This window comes from Vibrio sp. nBUS_14 (genome assembly GCF_051201655.1).
Classification (GTDB): domain Bacteria; phylum Pseudomonadota; class Gammaproteobacteria; order Enterobacterales; family Vibrionaceae; genus Vibrio.
This window is the reverse complement of the sequence record NZ_CP179206.1, coordinates 1,827,867-1,841,562: the sequence shown is the minus strand read 5'-3', so window position 1 is coordinate 1,841,562 and position 13,696 is coordinate 1,827,867. Positions and strand designations below refer to the sequence as shown.

Genomic DNA, 13,696 nt, shown 5'->3' with positions numbered 1-13,696 from the left:
TAAGTTAAAGTAGACTCGATCGTTAATACGTTACTATGCTTTATAGACTCTTAAAATTTTAGCTTTATTTCACAGATACTTAAGTCTATTTTGGAATTCCTTATTCTTATCTATTCGGATACTTGCCTATACCCCACACACAAAAAAGGCACAGATGATCTATGCCTTTTCGGGTTGACTACTCAGTTAGCGCTCAAAGAGTTTATGAAGTCTTGAACTGCGCCACAGCTTTATCCATATCATGAGCTTGCCCTGCGACCTTATCAACTTCAACTAAACAGTGTTGAGCTGATGCGTTATTGTCGCTTGAGATGGTGTTTAACTCTGTGATTGAATTACTCACTTGGGCCATCACAGCACCCTGCTCTTCAATCGCTGATGCAATACGTTCCGAATTGCCTTGAATGCTTTCCATGTCGCTCAAGATAAGCTGCAGGCTGGCATCTAGCTCTTCAGAATCTTTCAGAGTCAGTTGGCCTTGCTGATTACATTCACCTATCTCGGTCATTGAAGCGTTCATTTGACTTTGTATTGCTGTCACAACGCTGGTGATTTCAGTGGTCGATTGATGCGTTCTGCTTGCAAGAGCACGAACTTCATCCGCAACAACAGCAAAGCCTCGGCCTTGTTCGCCCGCACGCGCAGCTTCAATTGCCGCGTTCAATGCCAATAAGTTGGTTTGTTCTGCAATTCCTTGGATGATGTTTACTGCATCGCCGATTTGATCAACATGATGGTTCAACGAGCTAATCGAGTCTTGGCTGCTTGAAAGGCGCTCAGACAACTGAGTAATGTTGCTGATGGTATCTACCACCACTTCACGGCCTTTATCGGCATTCACTTTCGCTTGGTGCACACCTTCAGCGGCAACCGATGTGCTTTCTGATATCTCGCCAATCGTTAACACCATCTCTTGTACCGATGTCGTCATGGTCGAGGTGTGATTAGCTTGCACTTCAAACTGTTTGATGACCGATTCAAGCTCATCATGCATGTTCGATGTGCTTTGTGTCAGTTGGAGTGACTTAGATTGCGATGCCGAAATAAGACCTTCAAGTTGGTCAAGTAATTGATTGAAGTATTGACCTAACGTGCTGAGTTCGTCTTTGCCATCAAGGTGCGAACGAACAGACACGTCGTTAGAATCGACAATGTTGCGGATTACCGAAAGCAGTGACTCAATTTTTCCAATGATAGAACGGACGATTAACCCGCTGAACAGAATGATCGACACGAGTAGCGTGACGCAAAGGGTGTTGTTGATCAGCGATAGTTTGTCCATCTCTTGTTGGGTTTCTTGCTCTAACACCGCTGAGAACTCTTTGAATTGAGTTTCAATTATGTGAGAACCTGAACGTGTTTGCCCTAACAGACCTTCATTATACTTCAAACCAATTACACGCTTTTGCGCGACAACTTGCTTTGCAGTATCTAAAAGCGTACTTTAACTGCCCACACTCGAAGTAATAGAAAGCACACTTGGATCGAACTCCCCCTTTTCAATTAGATCGTTAAACAGGTAAAGCTCGACTTTTTGCTCAGCGTTTGCGGCTGCATTCATGCTGTCTAGCTCTTCATGAAATTGACCAAGCAAGCCTTTGTCTCGAGCTAATCCATACTCTTCGCTGGCCTTTACTAGGTTAACGAAGCTTGTATGGTACGTTTCAATATCTTCACGCAAGTGTGTACTGTTCACTAAACCCAAGTCGTTCAGCACGGCGTTAAGTTGCGATTCAGAAGCTAGGAATTTGTTGTAGTTTACGTCAAACTTGTCGAGGTATTTCATATCGCTACGCAGCAAGAAATCTTTCTCGTTTCGGCGAAGGTTGAGTAATCGCACTTCGAGTTCTTTGGTTATTTGTTTGGCTTCGCTCATTTGAGCAGTGGTGTCTGTGAATTGTGATGTGGTAAACAGCAGTGAAATCATACCGAAGATGGAGAACATCCCCAACGAATAGAGCTTTTTCTTTATATTCATATACATGGCTCGTCTTTAATCAACTAAATATGGGTATCTAAGTGCGATATGCACTCGTACTAATTAGCACATACTAATTTGTGTTATCCCGTTATCTTTATCATTTTTGTACCAATAATGGCCACAAAAAAAAACGGTAATGAAGCCAACCATCCGTACTATTCTCAATTGCTTTTAAATCGTGAATGAGGCTCTTAACTAAAATTAAATTTATCAATAACACAAATTTATTACATGTACATCCGTTGCGTTATAAATTTGAGATACTGGTATTTGACGGGGCAAGCATACCTCGCACAGTAGGCTACACAAGGCTTTGAATTGAAAGACTTTAGCATTTCATTAGCCTTTATATTGGCAATGACATTATTTTGGCTCATCAGAGGAGCAGGAATGAGGTTCAATATCTAGGTTTATAAAAAATGGACCGCCCTATTCGAGTACGATCCATTTGTCTGCCTTCGTGGCCGGTGATTAGCGATTAGTGATTCGGCTTTCTACTAAAACTAAAACGCTTTAACTATCTTAGTCAGGCATTTCAACAATACGTCTTTCTCATCTTCTTCGATGTCTTGAGTGAGCTCATTGACGAGATTCAAGTGAAGTTGGTTGTGGTGAACGTGAATCTTCTGACCTTCATCGGTCAAGGCCACCACAATCGCACGACGATCCGTTGGGTGTTCATGGCGCTCGATCAACTCTGCCTTAACCAACTTTTCAATTTGAACGGTGAGCGTGCCAGTAGTAATGCCAAGCTTCTCTGCCAGTTCTTTCATTCTTAACGCACCATGCATACCAAGCACTTCGATGGTATGTACTTGCGCTAAGGAGTAACCCGTTTCTTTGACAACAGATTGCTCCCACGAAGACATTTTATCGTAGAACTCAGTCAGTATTTGATTAAGCTGTTCTATATTTCGCATGGCCGTTTGAGTGCACTTCAAGAGTAAGATGGTTAATCTTATCAAACTTGGCGAGCATTTGTTTATATTCAGAGACGTTTTTATCACTGTTTGATTCAAGAGTAATCGCCGCTGAGTAGTGATGCCCGCTCACCTTCCACATGTGTAAGTCAGTTACGGCCGCATAAGGAGCTAAAGCTTCAGTTATAACGTTACGGTACTCATCGTCGATATTCTGATCGAGCAAGATTGGACTTGTCTGCTTCATTAGGTTCATGGTCCATTTCGCAATAACTACAGAGCCAACCATCCCCATTGCGGCATCCAACCAATTCCAACCGTAAAACTTACCAAATAGCAGAGCCACGATCGCCAGCAGAGACGTCAATGTATCGGCTAAGACGTGCATGTAAGCCGCTCGTAAGTTGTGATCGTGATGATGTCTTTTGTGGTCTACGTGTTCTTGATGCTCAGAATGAGAGTGTTCATGAGCATGTCCGTGGTGATGATGATCCCCTAGCAAAAACATACTCACAACATTCACCGTCAAACCAATAAACGCAACGATAATCGCTTCGTTAAACTGAATCGCTTGTGGGTTAAACAAGCGATGTACTGACTCCACCAGCATCAACAACGCCACAATACCTAAGGCTATCGCGCTGGTGTAGCCCCCTAATACACTGACTTTGCCAGTACCGAAAGAGAAACGTTCACTGCCAGCATGCTTCTTCGCATAACGGTAGGCGAACAAGGTGATACCAAACGCTGCAGCATGCGTTCCCATGTGCCAACCATCAGCAAGTAACGCCATAGAACCGTAAATCGTACCAGCAACGATCTCGACAACCATAGTGATAATAGTTAACAGGAGAACGTAGAAAGTGCGTTTTTCACCTTGTTGATTGTGTGAAGAGAAGTTGTGTTGATGACGTGTTGGAAAACTCAAAATGGTGTCCTTAGTTCGTGTGTTCAATGTTAGGAGTCGTTACTGATCGATCTTGCTCAAAAAAGTGCCTTGACTAACAAGTAGTTTGATCATCAAATCAATATGAGGAATTTAGTTTGATTATCAAACATTGTCAACGATGAATTTAAAGGCTCTGATTTAGGGAGGAGTAATCATTGATCGGAAACTCTAATTGGCTCAATAGCCTATTACGTGGAAAAACAGCTGCGCTTTTCAGACACAAAAAAGCCCACGCGAGGTGGGCTTAGATAGATCAGATGGAGTTACTGTTTTTGCAACAGAGTAATCTCATCATTCACCCAGCCTAATAGCTGCTTGGTCGCTTTAGATAAGACTTGATTCTGCCTCACGATATAGCCAAGGCTCGTGCTAGAGAAATTCGTCAATAGTGTCACTTTCGACTTCAGATGCTGTTTGGTTGATATCGCAAATTCAGGAATAATAGCGACCCCAAATCCGGCTTCTGCCCAATCGATTTGAGCATCTACACTCCCTACTTCCATCACTCTGTGATTAGGTAGGTTCAAGCTTGGCAAACCTTCATCGATGAAGTCACGAGTTCTTGTATCATGACCCAGTAGAATTAAGGTAAGTTCCGCTTCTACACCTTCATCTTTTAGTTCACTTTCTGTCGAACGATCAGAGTCTTGGAAATCTAAGCCATCACCAAGTGCACACCATGAAAGCTCTTGAAGCTTGGTAAAATAGAGTGACTCATTGTGTTGTTCTTTCGCAATAACGAAACCAAGATCCGCCTGAGCATTCTTAACTAAACTCGATGCCTGGGATGATGTGGTATTCAACAAAGTTAGGTCGATACCCGGATATTCCGCTTTGAATTTCTGGAAGGGACGAATCAACAAGAATCGAGAAATAATGTCACTCACAGCGATGGTTAGCGTCCCTATTTTAAGGTCGTTAATGGCATTGAGATCCGCCTGACAAATTTGCAGTTCGAGTAACGTTCTTTGGCTCGTTTCCAATAGCCTTTCACCCGCTTGAGTCAGTTGAAATGGGCTTCGCTCGATCAGTTTGATCCGCGTAGTTTGCTCTAACTGTTTTAAGTGCAAACTCACATTGGGCTGCGTCATATGAAGTGCGTTGGCCGCTTTGCCAAAATGCTTATATTCCGCTAGCGTCACAAACGTCTTCAACAAATTAATATCGAGCATCATACCTCTCCGGTTTTCCTTGCATCATTCTCTAAAGTAAAGAATGCCCCATCGTCATTCCCTACAGTGAGGAATGAACGTGCTAGGGAATCTCGCTTATAGGTTAAGATCTTAAGATTATATGGAATCCTTATCAAGATAATAAAGATAATTAATTTCTCTTATCCAACTTATAGGCCTAACATGATTTCTCGATCATTTAGGAGAAAAATTATGCCATCTATCGTTGTTGTGGGCGCAAACTGGGGTGATGAAGGCAAAGGACGCATCGTCGATTTTTTAGCAGACCAAGCTTCTGCTAGCATTCGTTTTCAAGGCGGAAACAATGCAGGTCATACTGTGGTAAATGACTTCGGTACATTCAAACTGCACCAACTACCGAGTGGTATTTTTAATCCTGATTGTACAGCAGTTCTTGGCCCTGGCATGGTGATCAGCCCTGCTGCGCTAACTCAAGAGATTGCAGAAGTTCAAGCGGCTGGCATCAAAGTGAAAATGGCGATCTCCGATCGTGCGACACTGTGCCTGCCTTTACACGCCCTTGAAGACACGCTTGAAGAAGAACGTTTAGGCGATGGCGCTTACGGATCAACACGTCAAGGTATCGCACCAGCATACGGCGACCGCGTGATGAAGAAAGGCATTCTTGTCGGTTGGCTAAATCAACCTGAGATTTTAGAGCAGCGCATTCAATTCTTGTTAGATTGGAAAATGCCTCAACTTAAAGCGCTATACCCTCAATGTGACTTCACTCAGACTGCTTCTGAAATGACAGAGTGGCTACTTGAAGTGACTAAAGCTTGGCGCCCGTTCATTTGCAACGTAACTGAGCCACTTAAAGCACTTCAATCACAAGACGCGAACCTACTGTTTGAAGCCCAGCTAGGCGCAGGCCGTGACCTTGTCTACGGTGAATACCCTTGGACGACGTCTTCTAATGTAACCGCAGCTTACGCGGGGATCGGTAGTGGCTTACCTGCCCTTCGCCCTGAGCGTATAATTGCCGTTGCTAAATCGTTCAGCTCGTCTGTCGGTACTGGCACGCTAGTTACAGCAATGGAAGAGCAAGACAGCTTCCGCGAAAGCTCTAACGAATATGGTGCAACTACGGGTCGCCCACGTGATATGGGTTACTTTGATGCAGTAGCAACTCGCAATGGTGTTGACCTACAAGCGGCAACGGAAATCGCACTGACTAAGATCGATTGCCTGTCTGGTTTATCAGAACTTAAGATCTGTACAGCTTACTCAGGTGAGCACACTGAGAACCCGATTTGGCCACAAACGGCAGAACTAAAGCCAGTATATGAAGATATGGCGGGCTGGGACGAAGACATCACTGGCTGCCGCACGTTTGAGAGTCTTCCTCAAGCGGCACAAGATTACGTAACTCGTATCGAAGAATTGATGGGCGTGCCAATTGTGATGGTATCAGTAGGTCCAGAGCGCGAACAAATGATCATTCGAGCTTAGACTTATACTCGAGTATTTCAGCTAAAACGAATGTTTTGGCTGAAATACGCATTAGTCCCGGCTTCTACACACGATCGAGGTTGACCTGTGAACGATGCGCTTCATCGAAAATACAGATCTTGTCAACCCCGCAGAATCAGAGATGTTTGGCATAATATTTCTGAATTAAAGCTAACATATTACGCTTACGCTTGTACGTGGTAGCAAGTTGCGCCACCTGACTATAAAATGCTGTCAATTGAGTAGGATGCGATTTCAGCATATTCTCTAAACGTCGAAGTAACTCTAAAGCTTGATCGTAAGCCGTATTATTGGTCTGTTCGATATAAGATGAGGCCGCTCGCAGATAATAATCCAGTGTATTTTCAGGTTTATCATCCACAATATGATCGGCAAGCGAAATAAGTCCTTGTATCGATATTTTATGTTCGACAACCCATTCGCACGCTTTGTCTAATTGCTGATTATCGATATAGAACAGAACCAAAGCATCTGTACGATCAGAAGCTTGATTATAGCGGTCTGATTGTTGATAAGCGTTGACAAGTAGTTGTTCAGTACGGGAGAGAAACTCAACATCATCAATTTGGTAATTGGCTTTAAACTTCGCTAATTGTTGATAATATTGAAAGCTTGGTGATTGTTCTAACAGACGGTTGGCTAATACCCATGCAGAGTGGATTTCCCCTAATTCAACATAAAGACGGAACTGAGCTTGTTCACACGCACGAAGTTCATAATCACTCGCCATTTTTTTCGCCTTAGCTAACCAAAACTCAGCTTCTAACGGCTCTTGCTCATCGATGAACATATCAACAACTTCAAGATAATCTCGACACGTTCGTGCTATTTTTTGTTTAATTTCTACCACTTCACGCCAGTCGGAGCTGTGTTTCATTAACGGAAGAGCCCATGCACGTAAATTCCAACCACCCTCGTCTTGAGAAGCTTGACCTATCGCTTGGCGGCATAAGGTTAAAAAGTGGGTGTTAGATTGCCAAACCGCTCCAAAACTCTCTTCAATCGAAGGAAATACGTCAAATTCGTAATGGGTCAAACGATCAAACATCCACTGCGCTTTCTCTTGCTCACTCCAATTAAGTTTTGCCAGCGTCTTTGGCATGTGTTCGTTAATCATGCTTTCAATGCCATAACGATCGCCATTGGAGTCATCAATTTGCTCTAATACTTTATTCAACCGTTCAACAAGGTAGTTGATTAATTTCCATTGATGATCGGCGTTAAGGCTTTGCATTGATTCAATGATCATGTTCAATTGAATTTCTGCTGAGTTGAAATAACCATGGCTTTCTCGCCAATCCCAGAGCTGTTCTCGCGGTAAGGCTTGGGTAACCAACTTTTTCAGCTCACCATATACAGCTGGCTTTTCGCTTATTTCAATTTTTGTCAGCAATGTATTCCATGTGCACTCATCCTCTTCTAGGTATTCGAGTAACATCTCTAACATGGCCTCTTCACCAAGGCTTTTCAGGTGGTTTTTTATGGTTTCTCGTTCAGTGTTTTGGTTTAACGATTGGTCTTGGTCTTGCAGACAAAGGGCAACCGCTACGCCATGCTTGCACAAGATTTGATATTGCGCCGCAGGGCAAGTGCAAGTGCCTGTGAGATCGCCCGTGAAATCGAGGCTCACTTGATAATTATGGCTGCCATTTACCTGTGCTGTTGCGGTGTTACCAATAACGTTAAGCTTGCGCACTGCACCACTGCGTGAAAGCAGGATGCCTTTTTGCAAAGTGCTTGTTTCACACAGTATCGTTAGTTCTGTAATGTCGATTTCACGAGTATTAGTTGCATTCATTATGTTATAGCTCCACCTACGCTTTGGCTTGTTCTATTTCGGATTCATTTACCCCCTCGTCATATCAGAAGCGAGGAACGAGGTATCTGAGTTCTCGCTTTTCATCTCTCGTCCAAAAACGAGATTCCTGATAAGTTCGTCTCTCACTTTCTGGATGACGAAAGGTTATTCCGCCAATATTTTAACTTGTTCAACTTGTAGATTCACTAAATCGATGTCGCCGGAAGGCAATTTAGGAAGTAGCGTATCCCGAAGCTTCGACAACTGGTTGCTCTCGATTGCATATTTCGCAACTAAATAAGACTCTATCATCCCCTTTGTTAATGCATTATAAGTTGCGCCTGCACTAGCAAGAGTGAGTAGATGCGATTGATGGTGAACGGACATGAGCACATCGCGTAAATACCTAGCATCAAATCAGTTTGGTTAGGACTAATAATTGCAACGTGCTGATTTACCCTTGCAGGTAAATACTTATCGGGAACTAAGTTGACACGAGCAACTGAATCCCCTGTAATATCACATAAAATATCACCGCTTAAAAGTGCCACATTCTGTACTTTATTCGCAGCCTCTTCAGATAAGTAAACCAGACCATTTGGATCGAATTTATCATTATAGATATTCGGGCCGCTACTGGACTCTACTATACACCCTATCCGATTGATTAAAATAAACATTATCAAAATAGAGTTTTAAGATGTTACTTCTGGTGTTACTTCAGCACAAACTGATTTCAAAGGAACTGTTCTAGCAGAAAGAAGCAGATTTTTCATCCTGCTATATCCTGATGGTCACTAGAAAACGGCAGAGAGCTCGATGCACTTAATCTAGTACTCCAGTCTAATCGAGTAAATAACGATATACGTGATTTAGCTCGAAAGCTCAGGTAGCAACATTTCAATATCCAGTAATTCACATTCATCATTGGTAAGATCATAAGGGATTATCCTTACCGACAGGTTCTCATCAAATCTAAATGGCGGTAAAGATTCATTAAAGTGCTCATAAGCCGGGTAGATAAGATAGATCACGCCTGAACCACCTAAATAATTTTGACCATAGGCGAACATTTGATACATGTCAGACTGGCTAATCCCATACTTATGCTTAGCCGTTGCTAGTTTCTCGTTAATTCGCTTCCACTTAGTATCTGCCACATAGAACGGCTCATGCGAATTTTTCTCGCTAACAACAATATCAGGCTTGAGCTTAAACCACTCTTGAGGTTTTCCTGAACGGGGCGTATGAGTGACTAACGAGCAACTACTCGCTTGAGTTTTCAATTTGAGAGAATGCGACAGTGACTTCCCTAGTTTAATCGCTACATAACGCTCAAAGAGACTCTCCATAGGGAAAAGCATCGAAATTCCATTATGTTGCCCAGAAAGGGATACTGGTGATTGGTAACTTAAAATCAACTCGCACCAAAGCTTCACAGTTCGATAATGAATTAAAGATCGTTCATTGGACCATTGGCGAAAATCTAATGCATGGTTTTCTGAGTGCGGAATATCATCAAGAGCGAATTGTAATTCACTTCCTAAGCGTAAGTTGTCACTATTTTTTGACCACTTCATCACCTGACTCAGTGCAGAGCGTATCAATCTATTTTCTGCTCTGTCTGGCGAAAATTCATCGTAAGCAATGTGAAAACTATTCAAGCAGCCTGGCCTTTGGTTTATTTGCTTTGATGTTTGTAACTGACCTTTTAAGTAAGGTTTACGATCTTGAACTCTTGTGTACTGGCTTCGAATCCCTTTCTTAATGACATCCGAGACATCTTTCAAAAAATAACCAATCAATATTTCAAACAATGGTCTTTTTAACGTTTGTAGCGAAGAGTTTTCAAACCTATGCATGTTAAGTTTATGGACCGTTGAAAGCATCTTGAGGAGCACTTTCGTGGCTGTTTGGTTATCTTCCTTCTCTGATATTTTAGGAAGAATTTCAATCCGGGTGCCGCAAGGCGTTTCTAATACCCCAACATAATTGATAACTTGCAGAGCAATTGAACGACCTTGCTTTTTGACCTTGATGAGATCGACTGACTCTTGATTTTTACTCTGTCCATTGACCAACAACCACTCAAACGCTTTACTTGGTATTGACTGGCAATCAATACTCGACTTATCACCACCATTGAGTAACAAGCCGAACTCACGGACAGCAATCACAGAGCCATGATTCCTACTAAACATTAAGAATAGATACCAATATATGCAGCGGCAGCGTTAAAGGCGTGATCGTTTCTAACATAAGGCTTTATGCCCGTTTGATCCCAATCATCGCCCATTAACTGAGCGACTTCGTTCGCATCAAATTGCTCAACAACAAAGCGCAAACTCTCATCGGCTTTAAGGTGATCACCCATAACCATTGCTACTCGTTCCCAGTCTTCAAAGAAATACTCTTCCAGCAATGGAAGGATCTGTAATTCAAAAATTTCAGCCAGATGTTCAATCGACGGAGTATCGTTTAGTGATAAAAAGAAGCTGTGACCTATCGTGTGCTCACGGTCGTACAGTAGCTCTATTCGCTTATTAATGACTCGAACCATCTGCTCAATATCAATACCATCTATTAGTGGAATCTCTGCAAGCAGTTCATAGTTAGTCATCATCTCTTCAAATTGAAAACGGCGACGCAGCGCAATGTCTAGTTGAGCCAACGACTTATCAGCCGTGTTCATCGTGCCAATGATGTGCAGGTTATCAGGAACTGAGAAGACCTCTTTAGAATATGGCAACTTGACCGATAGCGCCTCTTTACCACCCGTCCTCTTGCTTGGCTCAATCAAAGTGATTAACTCACCGAATATGTTGGAAATGTTACCTCGGTTGATTTCATCAATGATCAGCACCCTCTTGTCTGAAGAGGCTTGATTTGATACGGATATTCCCTTGCTAACAATTCCTTCCACTAACGGCCCGAGAACATTAGGGTAGCTATTTACTAGGAACTTCTCCATCAAGGTGTCGACTTTATCAAACACCCTTTTATGCTTAATATCGTCAACAGAAACATCACCAGAACGAACCAAATCACACAGCTCGTCAACAATCGATTTAGGCATTGGAAGCTCAGAACCATTCGGCTTTCGTATAGTAATCAGCTCATCAGAAATTGATTCAATTTGATACTTACCTACCGTTCGGCCCGGTGCAACGTTAACTGAATCACCACTACCTTGTAATATAGCTCGAAGTTTTTCTGTATCAATGGTCGTGTCATACAATCGATACAAAGTCATTTGAGACAGGTTTTTCGTGAATAATTCATCAACTGGTAATGACGGTTCGTATACTCTATGCCATGTTACTTTCCTTGCTTGAGAATAACTAACATCATCAACCGAAGAGTTATCAAAGTAGTAATCACTGGTAATTTCTGCAATAGCACGAAACTTACGATTCCCGTCCGAGACGACAATCAAATCACCAATGCTCATCTCATTCTTAAACTTATTGACCGATGTGACTTGATAGTCATAGCTCTCGTTCTCAATTTCTACCCCATTACTGCGATAGGTTTGAGCGACTTGTTTACGGTCATTGGCATGGGAGAAGTCGATATCATAGCCATAACCCAACAGAACACAGCTATTATCAACACATTGCTGATAAATAAAAGCATCATCACCCGATGTATCACCAAGTGACATTTTCCAAATTTTCCTTCCAGAAACATCCACATGATCTTGAGCTGCTTTTATTGTTGGCTTTGCTCGGGCTGACTCACACAAGCGTTTGAAGATGCCATCTTCAATTTCGTAGTTAACCTGATTATTCTCTGTTGTCGCCTTTAAACCTTCAACAAAATCTTCATAACTAAAGCTCTGATGAAAGGTAACAAAACCAATTCGGTTACTGTTTAATAGCTCATCGAATCGCTTCTTGATGGCAGCTCGATCATCGTTATTTTGATGGTAAAACTCAGGGTCAACAATCTCTAAAGCTTTATTGATCGTGTTATAGGTTTTGCCAGTACCTGGAGGCCCGTACAGAATTGTATTTAGCGTTTGGTTTACGTCGTTAATCTTCACTTCATACCCCTGTCCAGGTTCTTTTATCTCATTAGGCTCTTCAGAGCTTTCTTGCCCCCACCTTAAGCTTAATGGCTCTACGTAATAATCCAGATCTTTTGTCCCGTACTCTTTCTCAAACTGAGTTCGTATTTCTAACAAACGGTTATCGATATCAAGAGGTGACATTCTTCTATACTGAGATGGCGTAATATTCAAAAACGTCTCAAGCAATGACTGTCTATGTCCGCCACCGAAAATTCGCACCTGCTCTTCAGGGTAAAATAGATGTAGATACCCCCGTGCATGCACGGGGTACTTACTGTTACAACTCCATGCGGAGTTGACCAGAATCCTTTTCGCCCTGGTGTCTAACGTAATTCGCTATAACTTGTTCATTCACGCCTACGCTACTGACAAAGTAACCTGGCGACCACACAATGTTCTCTTTCCAGTAAACCTTACTTAGCCAACTGAACGTTTTTCGCATGTGGTGCGACGATTGGCTTTTTAGTTTACCCATGACGTCTGAAATACTGTATTTCGGTGGGATAAGCATCATCATATGCAGATGATCTTCATCAAAGCCTATCGTCTCAATCTCAACGCCAGGTAAACTTCGCAGTAACTTTGGCATAACCTTCCGTAGGTAGCTGCACATACCAGGATTCAGGATTTTCCGACGGTACTTAGTTACCCAAACTACGTGATACTTCGTGTAGTAGACACTATGGGATGAGGTGTAATATTGCATTTATCCATCGTACCGTCTCCAAAGGCATTCATCCACGGGTAAACCCGTGGTTTTCTGTATCCACAGAATAAAATCATGTGGCGAAATTGTCGTTTGTCATTTCCAGGAATGTCATGTAACCAGCTTGAAAATTCTGTACGACTCGCTAGCAAAATTGCTCTTTCATCTTTACTCAACTTAAATAGCTTTTCTAGCAAGCGAATAAAGTAAACTAGCTCTCGCCATCGGCCTGTTTGATATGCAGCTCCAGTTTTGTCTATTCCTGTCAATGCCTCGTCAGATAAGTATTTGTCTCTTACCCCATCCTTAAACTCAAAACCACTCCAGGAAAAAACACGTTCAATAGTGGCGCGTTTAGAAGCCGGTCCTGTACTACTAGGACATAAAAACATCAACCACAGCATTTCTGCCGCCAGTACTTTTGCTTCAGGAGTGGCTTTACCCAGCTGAGTTTCTAGCTTAGCTAAAAAGTCGCCCTCACCTTCCTCAAGGTTTTAAACAAAAAATTGAATGAGTTCATGGCAGGTTGCTGAATTCCAGACTGCGTGATCTGTAAAAAGTGATTGGCCTCGAATAAGACAAACCTCTTTAAATTCAGTCGCAT

10 protein-coding genes and 1 pseudogene are annotated in these 13,696 nt (G+C 42.4%); 1 reads left to right on the top strand and 10 read right to left on the bottom strand.

Annotated features, from left to right (window positions below; genetic code table 11):
* Positions 1-202: 202 nt before the first annotated feature.
* The 4 genes and pseudogenes from ACMAZD_RS08615 to ACMAZD_RS08600 all read right to left on the bottom strand — a co-directional run bounded on the left by ACMAZD_RS08615 (position 203) and on the right by ACMAZD_RS08600 (position 5,025).
* Positions 203-1,927 (bottom strand): annotated as a pseudogene (locus ACMAZD_RS08615) (methyl-accepting chemotaxis protein).
* Between the two features lie 557 nt (positions 1,928-2,484).
* A complete protein-coding gene (locus tag ACMAZD_RS08610; protein WP_435249295.1) occupies positions 2,485-2,901 on the bottom strand; it encodes a MarR family winged helix-turn-helix transcriptional regulator in 417 nt (138 codons plus the stop codon).
* Positions 2,879-3,829, bottom strand: coding sequence for a CDF family Co(II)/Ni(II) efflux transporter DmeF (gene dmeF, locus ACMAZD_RS08605; protein WP_435249294.1), 951 nt, complete (start codon positions 3,827-3,829; stop codon positions 2,879-2,881). The genes ACMAZD_RS08610 and dmeF overlap by 23 nt, the downstream gene beginning before the upstream one ends.
* A gap of 284 nt (positions 3,830-4,113) precedes the next feature.
* A complete protein-coding gene (locus ACMAZD_RS08600; protein ID WP_435249293.1) occupies positions 4,114-5,025 on the bottom strand; it encodes a LysR family transcriptional regulator in 912 nt (303 codons plus the stop codon).
* 210 nt (positions 5,026-5,235) lie between these two features.
* On the opposite strand from ACMAZD_RS08600, the gene ACMAZD_RS08595 reads away from it, so the two are divergent.
* Positions 5,236-6,495 carry an adenylosuccinate synthase gene (locus ACMAZD_RS08595; RefSeq protein WP_435249292.1) on the top strand — a complete coding sequence of 420 codons (1,260 nt, stop codon included), beginning with the start codon at positions 5,236-5,238 and terminating at the stop codon, positions 6,493-6,495.
* A gap of 136 nt (positions 6,496-6,631) precedes the next feature.
* On the opposite strand, the gene ACMAZD_RS08590 is transcribed toward ACMAZD_RS08595, so the two are convergent.
* The 6 genes from ACMAZD_RS08590 to ACMAZD_RS08565 all read right to left on the bottom strand — a co-directional run bounded on the left by ACMAZD_RS08590 (position 6,632) and on the right by ACMAZD_RS08565 (position 13,496).
* On the bottom strand, positions 6,632-8,314 hold the full coding sequence (locus ACMAZD_RS08590; RefSeq protein ID WP_435249291.1) for an SWIM zinc finger family protein: 1,683 nt from the start codon (positions 8,312-8,314) through the stop codon (positions 6,632-6,634).
* 165 nt (positions 8,315-8,479) lie between these two features.
* Positions 8,480-8,701 carry a hypothetical protein gene (locus tag ACMAZD_RS08585; protein ID WP_435249290.1) on the bottom strand — a complete coding sequence of 74 codons (222 nt, stop codon included), beginning with the start codon at positions 8,699-8,701 and terminating at the stop codon, positions 8,480-8,482.
* Between the two features lie 485 nt (positions 8,702-9,186).
* Positions 9,187-10,491: an McrC family protein gene (locus tag ACMAZD_RS08580; protein WP_435249289.1), complete on the bottom strand. Its 1,305-nt coding sequence runs from the start codon at positions 10,489-10,491 to the stop codon at positions 9,187-9,189.
* 23 nt (positions 10,492-10,514) lie between these two features.
* Positions 10,515-12,527, bottom strand: coding sequence for an AAA family ATPase (locus tag ACMAZD_RS08575; RefSeq protein ID WP_435249288.1), 2,013 nt, complete (start codon positions 12,525-12,527; stop codon positions 10,515-10,517).
* Positions 12,528-12,663: 136 nt separating this feature from the next.
* Positions 12,664-13,092, bottom strand: a complete 429-nt coding sequence (gene tnpA, locus ACMAZD_RS08570) for an IS200/IS605 family transposase (protein WP_140150538.1) — start codon at positions 13,090-13,092, stop codon at positions 12,664-12,666.
* Positions 13,041-13,496 carry a hypothetical protein gene (locus ACMAZD_RS08565; RefSeq protein ID WP_435249405.1) on the bottom strand — a complete coding sequence of 152 codons (456 nt, stop codon included), beginning with the start codon at positions 13,494-13,496 and terminating at the stop codon, positions 13,041-13,043. The genes tnpA and ACMAZD_RS08565 overlap by 52 nt, the downstream gene beginning before the upstream one ends.
* Positions 13,497-13,696 lie beyond the last annotated feature (200 nt).